Origin of the sequence: Clostridioides sp. ZZV15-6388 (assembly GCF_020657755.1) — a bacterium.
Taxonomy (GTDB): Bacteria; Bacillota; Clostridia; order Peptostreptococcales; family Peptostreptococcaceae; genus Clostridioides.
Genome location: NZ_JAGWCU010000020.1, coordinates 50,532 through 70,296 on the forward strand (window position 1 = coordinate 50,532; position 19,765 = coordinate 70,296).

The 19,765-nt window shown below is 28.8% G+C and carries 21 protein-coding genes; 11 read left to right on the forward strand and 10 right to left on the reverse strand.

Features of this window, described 5'->3' with window-relative positions; translation table 11 throughout:
* Position 1: 1 nt before the first annotated feature.
* The 10 genes from KGF48_RS12890 to rpmH form a co-directional block, all read right to left on the reverse strand.
* On the reverse strand, positions 2 to 775 hold the full coding sequence (locus KGF48_RS12890; protein ID WP_227839149.1) for an AAA family ATPase: 774 nt from the start codon (positions 773 to 775) through the stop codon (positions 2 to 4).
* Positions 776 to 909: 134 nt separating this feature from the next.
* Complete coding sequence (gene noc, locus KGF48_RS12895) at positions 910 to 1,695, reverse strand: nucleoid occlusion protein (RefSeq protein ID WP_227839150.1); 786 nt, start codon at positions 1,693 to 1,695, stop codon at positions 910 to 912.
* Between the two features lie 164 nt (positions 1,696 to 1,859).
* Positions 1,860 to 2,579 (reverse strand): 16S rRNA (guanine(527)-N(7))-methyltransferase RsmG, encoded by a 720-nt coding sequence (gene rsmG, locus KGF48_RS12900; RefSeq protein ID WP_227839151.1) that lies wholly within the window; start codon positions 2,577 to 2,579, stop codon positions 1,860 to 1,862.
* On the reverse strand, positions 2,572 to 4,467 hold the full coding sequence (gene mnmG, locus KGF48_RS12905; RefSeq protein ID WP_227839152.1) for a tRNA uridine-5-carboxymethylaminomethyl(34) synthesis enzyme MnmG: 1,896 nt from the start codon (positions 4,465 to 4,467) through the stop codon (positions 2,572 to 2,574). The genes rsmG and mnmG overlap by 8 nt, the downstream gene beginning before the upstream one ends.
* Positions 4,468 to 4,589: 122 nt before the next feature.
* Positions 4,590 to 5,969 (reverse strand): tRNA uridine-5-carboxymethylaminomethyl(34) synthesis GTPase MnmE, encoded by a 1,380-nt coding sequence (mnmE, locus tag KGF48_RS12910; protein WP_227839153.1) that lies wholly within the window; start codon positions 5,967 to 5,969, stop codon positions 4,590 to 4,592.
* 109 nt (positions 5,970 to 6,078) lie between these two features.
* Positions 6,079 to 6,708 carry an RNA-binding cell elongation regulator Jag/EloR gene (gene jag, locus KGF48_RS12915; RefSeq protein WP_227828565.1) on the reverse strand — a complete coding sequence of 210 codons (630 nt, stop codon included), beginning with the start codon at positions 6,706 to 6,708 and terminating at the stop codon, positions 6,079 to 6,081.
* Positions 6,677 to 7,384, reverse strand: a complete 708-nt coding sequence (locus KGF48_RS12920) for a YidC/Oxa1 family membrane protein insertase (RefSeq protein WP_227436572.1) — start codon at positions 7,382 to 7,384, stop codon at positions 6,677 to 6,679. Before KGF48_RS12920 ends, jag begins: the two co-directional genes overlap by 32 nt.
* A 31-nt stretch (positions 7,385 to 7,415) precedes the next feature.
* Positions 7,416 to 7,667: a membrane protein insertion efficiency factor YidD gene (yidD, locus tag KGF48_RS12925; RefSeq protein ID WP_227436574.1), complete on the reverse strand. Its 252-nt coding sequence runs from the start codon at positions 7,665 to 7,667 to the stop codon at positions 7,416 to 7,418.
* Positions 7,668 to 7,699: 32 nt separating this feature from the next.
* Positions 7,700 to 8,044, reverse strand: coding sequence for a ribonuclease P protein component (gene rnpA, locus KGF48_RS12930; RefSeq protein WP_227828563.1), 345 nt, complete (start codon positions 8,042 to 8,044; stop codon positions 7,700 to 7,702).
* 77 nt (positions 8,045 to 8,121) lie between these two features.
* Complete coding sequence (rpmH, locus tag KGF48_RS12935) at positions 8,122 to 8,259, reverse strand: 50S ribosomal protein L34 (protein ID WP_003420485.1); 138 nt, start codon at positions 8,257 to 8,259, stop codon at positions 8,122 to 8,124.
* A gap of 658 nt (positions 8,260 to 8,917) precedes the next feature.
* Between rpmH and dnaA the strand changes: the two genes are divergently transcribed.
* The 11 genes from dnaA to KGF48_RS12990 all read left to right on the forward strand — a co-directional run bounded on the left by dnaA (position 8,918) and on the right by KGF48_RS12990 (position 19,547).
* Entirely contained in the window at positions 8,918 to 10,237 is a 1,320-nt protein-coding gene (gene dnaA / locus KGF48_RS12940) for a chromosomal replication initiator protein DnaA (protein WP_255287852.1), read from the forward strand.
* Between the two features lie 241 nt (positions 10,238 to 10,478).
* A complete protein-coding gene (dnaN, locus tag KGF48_RS12945; protein WP_227436578.1) occupies positions 10,479 to 11,585 on the forward strand; it encodes a DNA polymerase III subunit beta in 1,107 nt (368 codons plus the stop codon).
* A gap of 137 nt (positions 11,586 to 11,722) precedes the next feature.
* Positions 11,723 to 11,929, forward strand: a complete 207-nt coding sequence (yaaA, locus tag KGF48_RS12950) for a S4 domain-containing protein YaaA (protein WP_227436580.1) — start codon at positions 11,723 to 11,725, stop codon at positions 11,927 to 11,929.
* A gap of 16 nt (positions 11,930 to 11,945) precedes the next feature.
* Positions 11,946 to 13,061 (forward strand): DNA replication/repair protein RecF, encoded by a 1,116-nt coding sequence (recF, locus tag KGF48_RS12955; protein WP_227828562.1) that lies wholly within the window; start codon positions 11,946 to 11,948, stop codon positions 13,059 to 13,061.
* Complete coding sequence (gene gyrB / locus KGF48_RS12960) at positions 13,062 to 14,963, forward strand: DNA topoisomerase (ATP-hydrolyzing) subunit B (protein WP_227839154.1); 1,902 nt, start codon at positions 13,062 to 13,064, stop codon at positions 14,961 to 14,963. It abuts the gene before it with no gap.
* 19 nt (positions 14,964 to 14,982) lie between these two features.
* The gene (gene gyrA / locus KGF48_RS12965) at positions 14,983 to 17,409 is read left to right on the forward strand and encodes a DNA gyrase subunit A (RefSeq protein ID WP_227828560.1); all 2,427 of its coding nucleotides are present in this window, start codon (positions 14,983 to 14,985) and stop codon (positions 17,407 to 17,409) included.
* Positions 17,410 to 17,477: 68 nt separating this feature from the next.
* A complete protein-coding gene (locus tag KGF48_RS12970; RefSeq protein WP_227436588.1) occupies positions 17,478 to 17,774 on the forward strand; it encodes a YtxH domain-containing protein in 297 nt (98 codons plus the stop codon).
* On the forward strand, positions 17,774 to 18,034 hold the full coding sequence (locus KGF48_RS12975) for a hypothetical protein (protein ID WP_054272124.1): 261 nt from the start codon (positions 17,774 to 17,776) through the stop codon (positions 18,032 to 18,034). The genes KGF48_RS12970 and KGF48_RS12975 overlap by 1 nt, the downstream gene beginning before the upstream one ends.
* 11 nt (positions 18,035 to 18,045) lie before the next feature.
* The gene (locus KGF48_RS12980) at positions 18,046 to 18,363 is read left to right on the forward strand and encodes an STAS domain-containing protein (RefSeq protein ID WP_227436590.1); all 318 of its coding nucleotides are present in this window, start codon (positions 18,046 to 18,048) and stop codon (positions 18,361 to 18,363) included.
* A 3-nt stretch (positions 18,364 to 18,366) separates the two neighbouring features.
* Positions 18,367 to 18,774 carry an ATP-binding protein gene (locus tag KGF48_RS12985; RefSeq protein WP_227828557.1) on the forward strand — a complete coding sequence of 136 codons (408 nt, stop codon included), beginning with the start codon at positions 18,367 to 18,369 and terminating at the stop codon, positions 18,772 to 18,774.
* The gene (locus tag KGF48_RS12990) at positions 18,774 to 19,547 is read left to right on the forward strand and encodes a SigB/SigF/SigG family RNA polymerase sigma factor (protein WP_227436593.1); all 774 of its coding nucleotides are present in this window, start codon (positions 18,774 to 18,776) and stop codon (positions 19,545 to 19,547) included. Before KGF48_RS12985 ends, KGF48_RS12990 begins: the two co-directional genes overlap by 1 nt.
* Positions 19,548 to 19,765 lie beyond the last annotated feature (218 nt).

Genomic DNA, 19,765 nt, shown 5'->3' on the forward strand with positions numbered 1-19,765 from the left:
ACTACCACTCCTCCTCTTCTAAATCTATAAATTCTTCTGCTAGTTCCAAATAAGCTACAGACCCTCTACATCTTTTATCATAGTAAATTGCTGGTTTACCATGACTAGGAGCTTCTGCAAGCCTTACATTTCTTGGAATTAGAGTTGTATATACACTTCCTTTAAAGTACTTTTTAACTTCTTCAACAACTTGTATTGATAGATTAGCTCTTCCATCAAACATACTTAAAACAACACCTTGAATTTCTATATCTGTATTTAATCTTGATTTTACTAATTTTATAGTTTCCATTAATTGACTTACACCTTCTAAGGCATAATATTCACATTGTATAGGAATTAAAACACTATCTACAGCCGTTAGACAATTTATTGTAAGCATCCCAAGTGAAGGTGGGCAATCCAAAAATATATAGTCATATTCATCCTTTACTACTTTTATGGAATTTTTTAAAATATACTCTCTATTACTTATTGATGCAAGCTCTATCTCTGCACCTGCTAGTTCCGTAGCTGATGGAACTATATCTACATTTTCAAACTCTGTTTTTATTATTGCTTCTTTAATATTCAAACCATCTAACATAATCTCATAGATTGTATTTTCCACTTCATTTTTATCAATACCATATCCACTAGTTGTATTTCCTTGAGGGTCCAAATCTAATACTAATATCTTTTTTCCTAAGGTTCCTAAACTGGCACTTAAATTTACATTTGTTGTAGTTTTTCCGACTCCGCCCTTTTGATTGAATATAGCTATAACTTTGCCCATGATGTTCCCCCCTTTAAGAATTAAATTAATTTTAAATATTGACTAGTTGCTTTTATAATTATAAATAATGTCTATAAATCAATTTATATTACAAGGCTTGTTTAAAAAAAAAGATTACTGGTAAGCAGTAATCTCTATTTTTTAGGGATTTTTACAACAACTTCCATATAATCTCCCTTATCTATTTCATTATACTTAGCATCAATTCCTGTATTTGATATAGCATCAAAGGCTTGCTTTATAGTATTTATGTAAATTCTTATACTCATAGCACCCTTTATATTCTGTTTTTTATCAGGCTCTTCTTGAATTTCAATTTCTTCTAGTATATCTTGTATCAGTTTTTCTGTTTTTTTAACAGTCAATTCATTCTTTATGACCTTTTCTAGTACACTTTTCATTAAATCTTCACTTGGTAATTTAAGGAATGCTCTAGCATGTCTTTCTGTTAAATTATTCTCTATTAGCTTCATTTTTATATCGTTTGGAAGCTTTAATATTCTAAGCTTGTTTGCTACAGTAGATTGATTTTTGCCTAATTTTTCTGCTAATTGCTGTTGAGTAAAAGCATGCTCTTTTATTAAGTTTTCATAGCCAATTGCTTCTTCAATAAAATTTAAGTCTTCTCGTTGCAAATTTTCTAATAACGCTAGAACAGCAGAAGATTCATCGTCCATATTATTTATAATTGCTGGGATAGTTTTAAGCTCTGCTAACTTAGCTGCTCTTAATCTTCTCTCTCCAGCAATTAGTTCATATTTACCATCTTTTGCTCTAACTGTTATAGGTTGAATTATACCATATACCTTTATAGAATTGCTCAATTCCTCCAATGAAACTTGTGAAAATATTTTTCTTGGTTGGTATGGATTTGGAACTATATCTTCTATAGGTATCTCCATAACTCTTTTATCTTCCATAACATACCTCTCTTATTTTAGATATAAATATTTTTGTTCTCTATATGTACATACAATTTTATTTCTGCATCTACTTTAATAATTCCTTTATTTTTGTTTGTTTTAAGGCAACCTTAATTATTTCTCAGGAAATAATTAAGGTTGCCTACTAATTAATAGCTTGATTATTTAATAGGATTTTTAGCTGGTTTACCAGCTTTTCTAGGGTATTTAACTGGTGTTTCATGTATCTTTTTAAAAACTAATATATTATGATTTAAATCTATTTCTGGTAATTCTACATCTATTTTTTCGATAAACTCTAATCCTAAAGTATCTATAGCCTTTTTTGATTCCTCTAATTCTAGATTAGCATTTGGACCTTTTAAACAAATAAAATATCCTCCTACTTTTACAAATGGTACACAAAATTCCATAAGAATTGGTAATCCAGCTACAGCTCTTGCTGTAGCAATATCATACTTTTCCCTGTACTTTTCATCTTTTCCAAAATCTTCAGCTCTTCCATGTATAAATGTAATACCCTCTAGTTCTAATGCTCTGCCAACTTCTTCTAAAAAGTTTATTCTTTTATTTAAAGAGTCTAATAAAGTTAATTTTAATCCATCTAAACATATTCTTAGTGGTATACCTGGAAAACCAGCACCTGTACCAACATCTATTATAGACATACCATCTTTTATATATCCATTTTTTACAGCTGAAATAGAGTCTAAAAAGTGTTTTATATATACTTCTTTTTCATCCTCTATTCCTGTAAGGTTCATTTTTTGATTCCAATCAACTAATATATCTCTATATGTTTTAAATTTTTGTAACATATTATCATTTGTATCTATATTAAAATTTTCAATTCCATTTTTTAGAAGTTCTATATTATTCACCTTTGCCACCTCTAGTCCTTCTAACTTGTTCAAGGTGTATAAGTAAGACTGATATATCAGCTGGAGAAACACCTGATATACGAGATGCTTGACCTATTGAAATAGGTTTTATATCGTCTAGTTTTTGTCTTGCTTCTAGTCTAAGTCCTTCTATTGATGAATAATTTATTTTTTCATCTAATTTCTTATTCTCAAGCTTTTTAAATTGGTCTATTTGTTTTAATTGCTTGTCTATATAGCCTTCATACTTAGTCATTATCACACATTGTTCTTTAACTTCTCTTGAAACATCTTCACCAGCATCTTTTCCTAATTCTTCAAGTAACTCATAGGATACTTCTGGTCTTTTTAAAAACTCATACAATGATATTCCAACTTTTATTGGCGTTGCACCTTTTTCTTCTAATAAACTATTTACTTCTTTTGGTGTAACCCTTTCACGCTTTAATCGCTCAAATTCTTTTTCTACAGCATTCTTTTTATTTATGAATCTTTCATATCTATCTTCTTTAACTAGTCCTAATTCATAACCTTTTTGAGTTAATCTCATATCAGCATTATCTTGTCTTAAATACAATCTATATTCTGCTCTTGATGTCATCATTCTATAAGGTTCATTAGTTCCTTTTGTGACAAGGTCATCTAATAATACACCTATATATGCTTCTGATCTATCTAATACAAAAGGTTCTTTTCCTTCTATCTTTCTGACAGCATTTATACCAGCCATAAGTCCTTGAGCTGCTGCTTCTTCATATCCAGAAGTTCCATTAAATTGCCCTGCACTAAATAAGTTTTCAACACCTTTTATTTCTAAACTTATTTTTAATTGTGTTGGGTCAACACAATCATATTCTATAGCATATGCAGGTCTCATTATCTTACAGTTTTCAAGCCCCTTTATAGTTTTATACATATCTAATTGAACTTCAAAAGGTAAACTAGTTGATATACCTTGAATATACATTTCTTTAGTATTCAGTCCCTCTGGCTCTATAAACAATTGATGTGAAGTTTTATCACTAAATCTTACTACTTTATCTTCTATCGAAGGACAATATCTTGGCCCCGTACTTTCTATCACGCCACTATACATAGCAGACCTTTTTAAATTATCTAGTATAACTTTTTGAGTATCTTCAGTAGTTCTTGTTAAATAACAAGGTTCTTGCTCTTTCTCTATGTTTTCATTCATAAATGAGAAAGGAGTTACTTTTTCATCACCTTCTTGTAGAGACATTACAGAGAAATCTATACTATCTCTATGGACTCTTGCTGGTGTTCCTGTTTTAAATCTTCTCATTCTAAGACCTAATTCAACTAAACTATCTGTAAGATATTTTGCATATCCTAATGCATTAGGCCCTTCGTAAAATGCTACCTCACCCATATATATTTTTGAATTTAAATAAACTCCAGTAGCTAATATTACAGCTTTAGATTTAAATGAACATCCTAGTTTAGTTCCAACACCTATTACAACATTTCCTTCATGTAATATTTCTACAACTTCATCCATAGCGATATCAAGGTTTGGCTCATTTTCTAATGTTTTTTTCATTTCTTCATGGTATTTAAATTTATCTGCTTGGGCTCTTAAAGAATGAACTGCTGGTCCTTTAGCAGTATTTAACATTCTACTTTGTATATATGTCTTGTCTATATTTAGTCCCATTTGACCACCTAAAGCATCTATCTCTTTTACTAATTGACCTTTACCCGTTCCACCAATTGATGGATTGCAAGGCATTAATGCAATAGAATCTAAAGACATTGTTATTATCAAAGTTTTATATCCCATTCTTGCAGTAGCTAAAGCAGCTTCACATCCCGCGTGACCTGCTCCAACTACTATAACATCATATTTTCCTGCTTCAAACTTTATCATTTATAATTCCTTTCTTTTTAATATTAATGTTTCATGAGAAACACTATAAAATATCTATAATTTCTATAATAAAAAATGAAATTTATTACTTTTATATCTTCTTTCCTTTTGCATTTTATATCCTATTTTCCTATACAGAAGTTATGGAATATATTATCTAGTAAATCCTCTGTTACTGTATCCCCATTAATATATCCAAGGTAATCCCATATATTTTTTAAATCTACTTCTACAAAATCAAATGGCATACTTTGTTCTAGAGCAATTAAAGCATCTGTTGCAGACTTATATGCCTTACCAAGTGCATCTTTATGTCTAGAATTAGTTACTACTAAACTAGAATTGTTTTTGATACTTCCTTTATATACCATAGACTCTATCTTATCTTGTAACGCTTCTATTCCTTCTTGTTGTAAAGCTGATATTCTTATTATACTATTATTTTCTACATATTTAAGTATTTTTTCTTCTTCAATCTCTTGTTTTAAGTCATTTTTATTTAATAGCACTATTGTTTGTTTATCTTTAAGCTTCTTTAATATTTCTATATCTTCTTCTGACAACTTTCTTGATGCATCTAAAACCATTATAATTAAATCAGCACTTGTAAATGATTCTTTAGATTTCTCAACTCCTATTTTTTCAACTATATCATCAGTATCTCTTATACCTGCTGTATCAACTATCTTAAGAGGTATACCTTTTATATTCACAAACTCCTCTATAACATCTCTAGTAGTTCCTGGTATGTCTGTAACTATAGCTCTATTTTCTCCCAAAATAGAGTTAAGCAGTGAAGATTTTCCTACATTTGGTTTACCAACAATTACTGTTTTCAAGCCTTCTCTAAGTATTTTCCCACTTTCAGCTGTATCATATAATTTTTTAATTTCTTTTTTAAGCTCGCCAGTTTTATCCTTAAGTGTTTGATATGTTATATGTTCAATATCTTCTTCAGGATAATCTATAGCAACTTCTACATGTGCCAGTATCTCAGTAACTTTATCTCTTAAGTCTCTTATCTTCTTTGATAGAGAACCCTCTAGTTGGTTTTGGGCAACTTCATGAGCTATATCGGTTTTTGCCTTTATAACATCTATTACTGCTTCTGCTTGAGATAAATCTATTCTTCCATTTAAAAATGCTCTTTTAGTAAACTCCCCAGCTTCTGCCAATCTAACATCTTTAGATAATATTAATTCTAAAATTTTCTTTACTGAAATAAATCCGCCATGGCAATTTATTTCTATAACATCTTCTCCTGTATATGAATTTGGACCTTTCATATATGCTAATAATACTTCATCTATTACATTTTCATTATCTACAATATTTCCATATATTAATGTTCTTTTATTATAATCTTTAATACTCTTTCCTGACATGGACTTAAAGATTTCTTCTGCAACTTTTAAAGCTTTTTCTCCACTTATTCTCAGTATACCTATGCCACCTTCTCCAGGTGCTGTAGCTATAGCCGCTATTGTATCATCTATAAACAAATTTATCACCTCTTAATTTATAATTTTTACATATAGATTTATTTTTAACCAATTGCAATGATTTAATAAGATTAAAAAATAAAACCCCCTAATGTTTAGGAGGTTGATTTTATCTTTTACACTCAATTACTAATCTTCTATATGGATCGGTTCCTTCACTATATGTAATTACATATTTGTCATTTTGAAGAGCTGAATGTATTATTCTTCTCTCATATGGATTCATATAATCTAATTTTTTAGTTTTTCTTGTTTTCGCTACTTCTCTAGCAACCTTATTAGCATATCTTATTAAAGACTCTTCTCTTTTTGACCTATAGTTTTCTATATCTACAAGTACTCTTGTATGAGAGTCTTTATTTATTTTATTAAGAGCTAATCCAGTTAAAAATTGAATAGAATCTAAAGTTTCCCCTCTTCTACCAATTAAACTTGCAGCTTCTTTGCCTTCAATATCAACCATGATTAAATTATCTTTTTGAGATACATTGACTTTGGCATCAACATTTGCATTTTTCAACATTACCTCTATAAAATTTTTAGCTACATCTAGTTCCCTTTCAATAACAAAAATTTCATAGGTACCATCTTTAGCACCTATAAAACCTAAAAACCCCTTGCTTGGATTTTCTAGTATTTCTACCTCTATATCCTCTACTTTTAAATTTAACTCTGCTATAGCCTTATTTATAGCTTCTTCTTTACTTTTACTTTTTATTAATTTTAGGCTTTTTCTCATTAACTTTTTCCTCCTTAGAGTTAGCAGCCAGCTTAGCTTTTAAAGGATTCATTATTAAGTAATACTGAGCTATTGAGAATAAGTTACTTACTGTCCAGTACAGTGTAAGTCCTGCTGGGAATATAAATCCCCAATAGAAAGACATCCCTGCCATTACATATGTCATTACTTTCATAGAGCCTTGTAGTTGGTCCTTTGGAGTCATTACTTTTTGCATTACATATGCACTTGCTCCTGAAAATACTGCTAATACATAATCTGGTGCTGTTAAACTTTTTATCCATAAAAACCCATTGTCAGCCGCCATAAATGCAGCTTGATTTGCAAAAACGCCATGAGCAACTGGCTCTCTTAAAACGCTAAATAATCCTATTAATATAGGAAACTGTATTAATAAAGGTAAACAACCAGATAGTGGATTAATTTTAGCTTCTCCATATAACTTAACAATTTCTTCATTTTGTTTTTCTGGCTTATTTTTATATTTTTCTTGTATCTCTTTTATACGAGGTTGTATATCTTGCATTGCCTTTGTTGACTTAGTCTGTTTAACTGTTAATGGTAGTAAAATAATCTTTACAAGTATAGTAAAAATTATTATAGAAATACCATAATGGTTAACAAATTCAAATATTACCTTAAGAATTAATCCTAAGAAATTTCCTATTATATTCAATTTTTTTATACCTCCTAATAGTTACTCTCTTTTATTTTAGAGGGTCGTAACCTCCTGGATGAAAAGGATGACATTTTAGAAGTCTTCTTATCGTTAAGTACATACCTTTTACAAATCCATATTTTTTAAATGCCTCTATTGAATATTGTGAGCAAGTTGGATAGAATCTACAAGTAGGTCCCTTTAAGGGAGATATATACTTTTGATAAAATTTTACTAAATAAATACATAAATTCGATAAATACCTACTTATTTCCTTTAATATATAAATTATTTTATTCAAAGTTATTAACCTCCAGATTTATAGCATACAATTTAAAGAGAAATATCCGTTCTTTTAACTAAATTTTTTATAGACTTGTCTATATCTTTAAAACTAGCATCTTTACTAGATACTCTTGCTATAAATACTATATCATATCCAGGCTTAATTTTTTCATCAATATTTAATCTGTAAGCTTCTTTTATTAATCTTCTTACTCTATTTCTAGTGATAGCTTTTCCTACTTTCTTTGAAACAGAAATACCTATTCTACTATAATCTGATTTATTTTTAAGTATATATATTACTAAATATCTGTTTGCAAAAGATTTGCCGTGTTTATATACTTTTCTAAAATCAGAGTCTTTTTTTAACCCTTTTGTCCTATTAAAGTCCATAGTTAACCTCCATAAACACAGCTATGCATTGTAATTATTTACACAAAAAGGCCACCTTTGCAGCGGCCCTTTTGTAATTAATGAGTTAATCTATTTCTTCCTTTAGCTCTTCTTCTTTTTAACACGTTTCTTCCGTTAGACGTCTTCATTCTTTTTCTGAAACCATGTTCTTTACTTCTTTGTCTCTTTTTTGGTTGATAAGTTCTTTTACTCATTATTTTGCACCGCCTTTCAGATTTCATTTTCCGTTTATAAAAATAATAACTTTACCCTCAAAGTAAACATAACACATATAATTATAAATACTTTTACTATCGTTGTCAACGAGTTTTTGGTATGCTTGCATCACAAAATCTACCATATATATATTATGTATTTTTTTTATTGAAAATACTAGTAAAAATCTATTTAATTTTATTCTAAATTATTTTTTTCAATTATATACACAAATAAAGTAAATTTAACATGTTTATATTTTTATCAACAATTAGTTAATATTGTGGATAAATTAGTTACAAATCATTGAAGTTTGACATATATTTTGATATTATAAATATACTTGTTGATAATGTGCATAAATGTTATCAACTTATTATAAATTATTCACAGCTTGTGGATACTTTTGTGTATAACTTTTAAGATTACTGACAATACTCTAGTTATAATCACCATTTATTGTATGTTTATGTTATTTATAACTTTATCTACATATTGTTTATATCTTTTCATATTTTTTTAATAATTTATACTATTATTAATTTATCAACACCATTATCCATAAATTTAGTTATTCTGTAAAATTTATATATATTTTTGCTTTTCTGTTAATAACTTTGTGGAAAATATTAATTATTCTGTTCGGAGGTTTATATTATGGATATAGTTTCTTTATGGGACAAAACCCTACAATTAATAAAAGGTGACTTAACTTCAGTAAGTTTTAATACCTTTTTTAAAAACATCGTACCATTAAAAATACATCTTAATGACTTGATACTACTAGCTCCTAGCGATTTCAATAAAGATATTCTAGAAAATAGATATTTGCATTTAATTGAAGATGCTATAAATCAACTGTCATTAAAAAAGTATAATATTAAATTTGTATTGAGCGAAAAAGAAGTTGCTGACCTAAATTCTGATAGTACAGATTTAAATTACAGAGTACTTTACCCTAACCTGAATCCAAAATACACATTTGATACGTTCGTTATTGGTAATAGCAATAGATTTGCTCATGCTGCATGTGTTGCAGTTGCTGAATCTCCTGCTAAAGCTTACAATCCACTTTTTTTGTATGGAGGAGTTGGTTTAGGTAAAACCCATTTAATGCACGCTATTGGACATCACATCGTCAGCCAAAAAAAGGATTCAAAAGTTGTTTATGTTTCTTCAGAAAAATTTACTAATGAACTTATAAACTCTATAAAAGATGATAAAAATGAAGAATTTAGAAATAAATATAGAAACGTAGATGTCTTATTAATTGATGATATTCAATTTATAGCTGGGAAAGAAAGAACTCAAGAAGAGTTTTTCCATACATTTAATACTCTTCATGAGGCAAATAAACAGATAATTATCTCTAGTGATAGACCGCCAAAAGACATACCTACACTAGAAGATAGATTAAGATCGAGATTTGAAATGGGACTTATAACTGATATTCAGGCCCCAGACTTTGAAACAAGAATTGCTATACTTAGAAAAAAGGCTCAACTAGAACGTATAGAAGTGCCAAATGAAGTTATGTCATATATAGCAAAAAATATTAAGTCAAACATAAGGGAACTAGAAGGTGCCCTAACTAGAGTAGTTGCTTACTCTTCTCTTAGTAATAGAGTGATATCTTTTGATCTTGCTACAGAAGCATTAAAAGATATTATAACAACTTCTAAAAATGAAGAAATCAATGTGCTTAGAATAAAAGAAAAAGTTTCTTCTGTATTTAATTTAAAAATGGAAGATTTTAATTCTAAAAAAAGAACTCGTTCAATAGCTTTTCCAAGACAAATAGCTATGTATTTAACGCGCGAACTTACTGACTTATCTCTTCCTAAAATAGGCGAAGAATTTGGAGGAAGAGATCATACAACAGTAATTCATGCTCATGACAAAGTATCTAAAGACATAAAAGAAAGTGAAGAAATTAAGACTAAAATAGACAAAATTATATCAGATTTAAAGGGATAATTTATACACAATTGTCTGTTTATATCTATTGAATAACTTGTTTATATCTTTTTATCTTAAAATTTATTAACAAATAATTAAGTCTAAAATAACAAAGATATCAACATCTTATACACATGTTGATATCTTTGTATTTATAATGTTACATATACTTATTAACATTATCAACAACACCTACTACTATTACTACTATGATTTTAACTTATTTTTTTATATAAAAAGCCAGAGGAGGTTATCCACATTGAAAATAATTTGTAATCAAAAAATCCTAGCAAATAGAATTGGGATTGCTCAAAAAGCTATTAATGGAAAAACAACAATAGAACTATTAAAAGGTATACTTATATCTACAGAAGAAGGTCAATTAAAACTTACTGGATATGATGCAGAGATAGGAATAGAAACTTATGTACAAGCAGAGATTATAGAAAAAGGTGATGTTGTTGTAGATGCAAGATTATTTGGAGATATAATTAGAAAACTACCAGATTCTTTTGTTGAAATAGAAACAGATTCAGAAAATAATATTTACATAAATTGTGTAAATTCAAGATTTAAAATTAAAGGATATGCAGCTAAAGAATTTCCTAAGCTACCAGAATTAAATGAAGAAGATTTATATAGCATACCTCAAGAACTCCTAAAAAATATGATTAAACAAACTGTATTTGCTATTTCACAAGACCAAACAAAACCTGTTTTAATGGGAGAACTTCTAGAAATTGTAGATAAAAATTTAAATTTAGTAGCAATTGATGGCTATAGATTGGCTGTAAAAAGCTGCTCAGTTGATAGCTTAACTGAAAATATAAAAGTAATAATTCCAGGAAAGACACTTATAGATGTAAATAGCTTGCTTTCTGGAGAGGATAATGTTAAAGTTGGATTTAACGAAAAAAATGCTATTTTTATAATTAATGATACAAAAATTATTACAAGATTACTTGAAGGAGATTTTATTGATTATAAAAAATTGTTGCCAAGAGAGCATAACAGTAGAGTGAAGTTAAATACTAAAGAACTTTTAAACAGCATAGAAAGAGCATCTTTATTGTCTCAATCAGAAAAAAATAACCTTATAAAATTATCTATAAGAGATAAAGTAATGGCAATTACTTCTAATACAGAAAAAGGAAATGTATATGAAGAAGTTGAAATAGATTTAGATGGAGATTATTTAGATATAGCTTTTAACTCTCGATACTTTATTGAAGGGTTGAAAAATATAGATAATGAGGAAATATTTATAGAATTTACTACAAATGTAAATCCTTGTATAATTAAACCAACAGATGATATTAATTATATTTACTTATTACTTCCAGTAAGAATATCATCCAATATATAGCAGACATTAAGGAGTTGTCTTTTGTAGAAAAATTTTTCTAATCTTAGGCAACTCCTTTTGCAAGTATTTTTATGGTATAATATACTTTTAGTGTATTAATACCTATTTACCTAAAATAATGGCAAGGAGGAACTCTTATGACTGAAATAACTATAGAATCAGACTATATAAAGTTAGATCAATTCCTAAAATTAGCAGAGATTGCATCAACTGGAGGTCATGCAAAATTTTTAATTCAAGAAGGTTTAGTGACAGTAAATGATGAAATAGAATTAAGAAGAGGGAAAAAGATAAAATCAGGAGATATAGTTGAGATAGAGGGAACTAAAATAAAAGTATTGTAAAAAAGGAGAACTTTTTGTGAAACTTAAAAGTTTGCAGCTTGTTAATTTTAGAAATTATGAAAAGTTGCATCTGGAATTTAATGGGAAAGTGAATCTTCTTGTTGGAAAAAATGGTCAAGGAAAGACAAATATAGTAGAATCTATTTATATGCTTTCTTTTGGCAAATCATTTAGAACCAACAAAGATAGAGAAATGGTTAGATTTAATAGTGAAAATTTATATGTTGGAGGCAGTTTTTCAAAATATAATAAATATAGTCTAATAGAGCTAATTATTGGAAAAGATAAAAAGGGGATACGAATAAATAAAGTCCCTTTGCAAAAAATGCAGGAATTACTTGGCAACTTAAATGTTGTCATATTTTCACCTGAAGATTTAAGACTGGTTAAAGAGGGTCCTAAAGAGAGAAGGACTTTTATAGATAAAGAGATTAGCCAAATTATTCCTAAATATTATAATTATCTTACTAATTACAATAAAATACTTTCTCAAAGAAGTAGAGTGCTAAAAAGCATCCATGTTGATGAAGCTTTGTTAGATGTATATGATGATACACTAGCAAAATATGGAAGTTATATTTATATTTTACGCAGAGACTTTATAAAAAAGATAGCTAATATATCTGAACATATGCATATGAATTTGACTAATGGAATTGAAAAATTATCAATCAAATATAAAACTCAAATAAATATAACTGATGAAGATACTATAGAAACAGTATATAATAAATTTTTAGCCAAGTTGTCATCAAATAGACCTAATGATATAGAATCTAGAACTACTAGATATGGTATACACAAAGATGACTTAAATATATTCATAAATGATTTAGATGCAAGACTTTTTGGTTCACAAGGTCAACAGAGAACTGCTTCAATATCATTAAAGCTGTCAGAGATAGAATTAATAAAAAATGAGGTTGAAGAATATCCAGTATTAATTTTAGATGATGTTTTTAGTGAGTTAGATGAAGCAAGACAAAAACTTTTAGTAAATAATTTAAGCAATGTTCAAATGTTTATAACAAGCGCTGAAATTTCACATAAAAAAATATTTGATGAAAAGGATGTTACAATATTTAATATTGAAAATGGCAATGTTATTAGCATAGAGAATGGAGGAAATTAAATGAAACAAGAATACGGTGCAAGTCAGATACAGGTATTAGAGGGATTAGAAGCCGTTAGAAAAAGACCAGGTATGTATATTGGTAGTACAAGCCCAAGAGGTTTACACCACTTAGTTTATGAAGTTGTAGATAATAGTATAGATGAGGCTTTACAAGGATATTGTTCACATATATATGTATCTATTAATGAAGATGGCAGTATTTTAGTAAAAGATGACGGAAGAGGTATCCCAGTCGAAGTACATCCTAAGACTGGAAAATCAACTTTAGAAACAGTATTAACTAATCTTCATGCAGGAGGAAAATTTGGAGGCGGAGGATATAAAGTATCTGGAGGTCTTCATGGAGTTGGTGTTTCTGTAGTTAATGCATTATCAAAATGGATGACAGCAGAAGTTTATTTAAATGGAAAAATATATAAGCAGACATATGAAAAAGGTCTACCAACATCTAAGCTTGAAGTAGTTGGAGAATCTCAAAGTACAGGAACAATAATTCAATTTATGCCTGATGCTACAATATTTGATGAAATAGAGTTTAAATATGAAACATTGGAATATAGACTGAGAGAACTTTCTTTTTTAAATAAAGGAATAAAAATAGTATTTGAAGATAAAAGAGAAAATCAAGAAAAAAGAAAAGAATTTCACTATACAGGTGGTCTAGTAGAATATATTAAGTATTTAAATAAATCTAGAACTGGAATACATGATGACATAGTTTATATAGATAAAAAAGTTGACGATTGTATTGTCGAATTAGCTATGCAATATACGGATGGTTATACAGAGAACATATATTCTTTTGCAAATAATATAAATACACATGAAGGAGGAGCTCATTTAAGTGGATTTAAAGCAGCTCTTACTAAAACTGTAAATGATTATGCTAAGAGAAATAAATTCTTAAAAGAAAATGACGTTAACTTACTGGGTGAAGATATAAGAGAAGGCCTTACAGCTGTAGTATCAGTTAAATTACCAGAACCTCAATTTGAAGGTCAAACTAAAACAAAACTAGGTAATAGTTTTATGAGAGGTGTAGTTGATAGTGTAACAGTTGATGAACTTGGTTCTTTCTTAGAGGAAAATCCAGCAACAGCTAGAATAATAGTTGATAAAGCTTTGAGAGCACAAAGAGCGAGAGAAGCTGCAAAGAAAGCAAGAGAATTAACAAGAAGAAAGAGTGTTTTAGAAAGCACATCTTTACCTGGAAAATTAGCAGATTGTGCAGAAAAAGACCCTGCTAAAAGTGAAATATTCTTAGTCGAAGGAGATTCAGCGGGAGGTTCAGCAAAACAAGGTAGAGATAGAAATAGCCAAGCGATACTTCCATTAAGAGGTAAGATACTTAATGTCGAAAAATCAAGACTAGATAGGATATTATCTTCAGACGAAATAAAAAATATGATAACAGCTTATGGTTGTGGTATAGGAGAAGATTTTGATATAGATAAGGCTAGATATCATAAAATCATAATTATGACCGATGCCGATGTAGATGGAGCTCATATAAGAACTTTACTATTAACATTCTTCTTTAGATATATGAGACCTCTTATAGATGAGGGGTATGTTTATGCAGCACAACCTCCTTTATACAAAGTAACAAAGCAAAAAAAGGAATATTATGTTTATTCAGATAAAGAATTAAATATTTTATTAGATGAAATTGGAAGAAATGGTGTAGAGCTTCAAAGATATAAAGGTCTTGGAGAGATGAATGCAGAGCAATTATGGGATACTACTATGAATCCTGACACAAGAACTTTATTACAAGTAACTGTAGAAGATGCTGCAATTGCAGATGAAGTATTTTCAATGCTTATGGGTGATAAGGTTGCTCCAAGAAAAGAATTTATAGAAGAAAATGCAAGATTCGTTAGAAACTTAGATATATAGAGAGAGGGGATTAGTATACATGGAAGAAAATAACAAAATACTCCCTATTGAAATAGCGGAAGAAATGAAAAAATCGTATATCGATTATTCGATGAGTGTTATAGCTGGACGTGCTCTTCCTGATGTTAGAGATGGTCTAAAGCCAGTTCACAGAAGAATACTATACTCAATGAGTGAATTAAACTTAACACCAGATAAACCATATAGAAAGTCAGCCCGTATTGTTGGGGACGTTTTAGGGAAGTACCATCCACATGGAGATACTGCTGTTTATTTTGCAATGGTAAGAATGGCTCAAGACTTTTCAACTAGAGCACTTTTAGTAGATGGGCATGGTAACTTTGGTTCTGTTGATGGAGACTCACCAGCTGCGATGCGTTATACAGAAGCTAAGATGAGTAAATTATCATTAGAATTATTAAGAGATATAGAAAAAGAAACTGTAGATTTTAAACCAAACTTTGATGAATCATTAAAAGAACCTTCAGTACTACCAGCAAGGTATCCTAATCTATTAGTAAATGGATCTAATGGTATAGCTGTTGGTATGGCAACTTCAATACCTCCACATAATTTAGCTGAAGTAATTGATGCAACTGTACATTTGATTGACAATCCAGATTGTAGTGTTGAGGACTTAATAAAATTTATACAAGGTCCAGATTTTCCTACAGCTGCAATTATAATGGGTAAAGAGAATATAGCAGAGGCATATAGAACTGGAAGAGGTAAAGTTAAAGTTAGATCTAGAGCTTTTATAGAAGAACTTCCAAAAGGAAAACAACAGATAATAGTTACAGAAATACCTTATCAAGTAAATAAAGCTAAATTAGTTGAGAGAATAGCTGAGTTAGTTAAAGAAAAAAGAATAGAAGGTATATCAGATTTAAGAGATGAAAGTAATAGAAATGGTATGAGAATTGTTATAGAATTAAAGAGAGATGCTAATGCTAATATAGTATTAAATAATCTGTATAAACATTCTCAAATGGAAGATACATTTAGTATAATAATGCTTGCTCTTGTAGATGGCCAACCAAGAGTTTTAAATCTTAAGCAAATACTATATCATTATATTAAACATCAAGAAGATGTTGTCACAAGAAGAACCAAATTTGAATTAAATAAAGCTGAAGCAAGAGCACATATTTTAGAAGGATTAAAAATTGCTTTAGATAATATAGATGCTGTTATAAGCTTGATAAGAGCTTCAAAAACAGGTCAAGAAGCTAAAATAGGTTTAGTAGAAAAATTCAATCTAACTGAAATTCAAGCTCAAGCTATACTAGATATGAGACTTCAAAGACTTACAGGTCTAGAAAGAGATAAGATAGAAGCTGAGTATGAAGATTTAATAAAGAAAATAAATAGATTAAAAGAAATTTTGGCTGATGAAAGATTACTTTTAAATGTAATAAAAGATGAAATGACAATAATAAAAGAAAATTATTCTGATGAAAGAAGAACAGAAATAAGACATGCTGAAGGCGAGATAGATATGAGAGATCTTATAAGTGATGAGGAAATAGCCATAACTCTTACTCACTTTGGATATATAAAAAGACTTCCATCTGATACTTATAAGAGCCAAAAAAGAGGTGGAAGAGGTATCTCAGCACTTACAACTAGAGAAGAAGATTTTGTAAGACATCTGATAACTACAACTACTCATAGTAGATTACTGTTCTTTACAAATAAGGGTAGAGTATTTAAATTAAATGCATATGAAATACCTGAAGGTAAGAGACAAGCAAAAGGTACTGCTATAGTAAACTTACTTCAATTATCAGCAGATGAAAAGATTGCAACTTTAATACCTATAGATGGTAATGATGAAAATGAATATTTATTACTTACAACTAAAAAAGGTATCGTTAAAAAGACTAAACGAGAAGAGTTTAAAAATATAAATAAATCTGGTCTTATTGCTATAGGTTTAAGAGATGATGATGAACTTATTGGAGTAGAGTTAACAGATGGAAAACAGGAAGTACTTTTAGTAACTAAAGAAGGTATGTCTATAAGATTTGATGAAAATGATATAAGATATATGGGTAGAACAGCAATGGGTGTAAAAGGTATAACTTTAAGTAAAAAAGACTTTGTTGTATCTATGAATCTTTGTAGCAAAGGTACAGATGTATTAGTTGTCAGTAGAAATGGTTTTGGTAAAAGAACAAATATAGAAGAATACAGAAGCCAAATAAGAGCAGGAAAAGGAATCAAAACTTATAACATATCTGAAAAAACTGGTACAATTGTTGGTGCAGAGATGGTCAATGAAGATGATGAGATAATGATTATAAATTCTGATGGAGTTCTTATTAGAATAAGAGTTAATGAAATTTCACTATTTGGAAGGGTTACAAGTGGTGTTAAATTAATGAAGACTAATGAAGAAGTGAATGTAGTTTCGATTGCTAAAATAAATATTGAAGAAGAATAGGATAAATATCCTATTCTTTTTGTATAATGTACTTAGATAAAAATTTAAAATTGAAAGGAGTAGTTATTATGTGTAATAAAAGAGGTTGTAAAAAAGGTGGATTTTTATTAATAGGAGCCATTTTAGGTTTTATATTTGGTATGTTTCTTGCACCAAAAAAAGGTTCTGAGTTAAGAAAAGAGACAAAAGATAAGTTTGATAAAGTGAAAGAAAATCCAAAAGAAGTTCTACATGAAACATTTAATGATGTTAAAGAGAGAATAATAACTTTAGTAGATGATGATAATAATGAGGAAGATATAAAAATTTCAGAAGAAGATATAGTAATAAGTAAAAGTTTTGACGACGAGGGAGATGTTAACTAATGAATGCATGGGGGTGGCAGATAGGAGCCGTATTAGTAGGTAGCTCGGCTCTTATAGTAGCAATTTATTTAGCTAAAACTCTAAATAGTTTAAATAAAGTTGTTGAAAAAGCTTATAAGATTGTAGATTACAATGAAAGACACATACAAGATATTGTTGAAAATGCATCATCAATATCAAAGGGAATAGATGATATAGTTTATGTAATTAATAAGATATTGAGTATAGGTAATATATTTAAAATTATTAAGAGGAAATAGGAGGTTTTTACATGTCTATGAATATAGATTCAAATTTAGATTCTCAAAATAAGTTTTGGAATGTTTGTATTGATGGAGAACTTGATGTCTCTACAGCAGATAAATTAAAAGAACATTTACATGGTTTAATAGAAAGAAACATGTTGGATGTAAAGATTAATCTTAAAGATTTAGATTATATAGATTCTACAGGTTTAGGGGCTATGATAGGTGTTTTAAAAAAACTAAAGATAAATGAAAAAGAAATATACATAGTAAATCCTAAGAGTAATGTTAGGAAAATTTTTACTATAACAGGTCTAGATAAAATATTTAAAGTGGAGGGATAAATTTTGGCTTGTGAAACTATAAAGATGGAAATTACTACAAATCCAGATTATGTAGGCATAATAAGATTAACAGCATCTGGGATTGCAAATAAAATGGGGTTTCCAATAGATGATATAGAAGATATAAAGGTAGCAGTATCAGAGGCATGTACAAATGCAATAAAACACAGTAATGATGATGTATTCAATATAGTATTTAATATTTTAGATGATGCAATTAATATAGAGATTCAAGATAGTGGAAAAGGATATGATGTTAGCTCAATAAGTACACCAGATTTAGAGAATCCAAAAGAAAGTGGTCTTGGATTATTTATAATTAAAACTTTAATGGATGATGTAGATATTGAATCAGAATGTAATCAAGGAACAAAAATAAAAATGACTAAGTATTTAGGAGTTGATATTTAATGAAAAATGTAGCTAATGCTACACATTACCTAAATATGGATACAAAAGAGCTATTTAATTTATATAATACAAATAAAAACGTAGATATCAGGAATATTCTTATTGAAAGACATCTATATTTAGCAAGGTTGTTAGCTAAGAAGTATATAAACAAGGGTGTTGACTTTGAAGACATATATCAAGTTGCTTCATTAGCATTAATTTATGCTATTGACAGATATGATGTTGAAAAGGGATTTGAATTCTCCAGTTTTGCAACACCAACTATAGTAGGAGAAATTAAAAAATATTTTAGAGATAAAGTATGGACACTTAGAGTACCAAGAAGAATACAAGAATTAAGCAAAAAAATAAGTGATGCTAAAATTAAACTAGAGCAAGAAAATAAAAAACATCCAAAGGTAAAAGATATCGCTGACTATATAGGGGTTAGTGAAGAAGATGTATTAGAGGCTATGGAAGCCTCTTATGGTTATCAACCTATGTCTTTAGATTCATCAAGTAATGATGATTCAGAAGACAAAGACATAACTCTTATTGATAAAATAGGAAAAGAAGAAGGTAATTTCGGAAGTATAGAATATGAAGATTTTATTAATAAGTTTATTGAAACTTTAAATGAGTTAGAAGTAAAAATATTTAAAGATAGATTTTTCTTCGATAAAACCCAGTCTAGTATAGCTAAAGAATTAGATATATCCCAAATGACTGTTTCTCGCTTAGAAAAAAAGGTCGTAGAAAAGCTAAAAAAAGAATATGAAAAAAATTTCTAAAAAAATATAAAAAAAGTATTGACCTACTGTTTGAATGATGGTATAGTATTACTTGTCCTTGAAAAAAAGGAACAAGAAAAAAATACGAACATTGAAAATTAAACAGTAGGTTAATTTATAAAACAAGAAACAAACCATAAAGCCAGATATTTTGATAACAATAGTATCTGAGCCTGATAAACTTTTATTTGAGAGTTTGATCCTGGCTCAGGATGAAC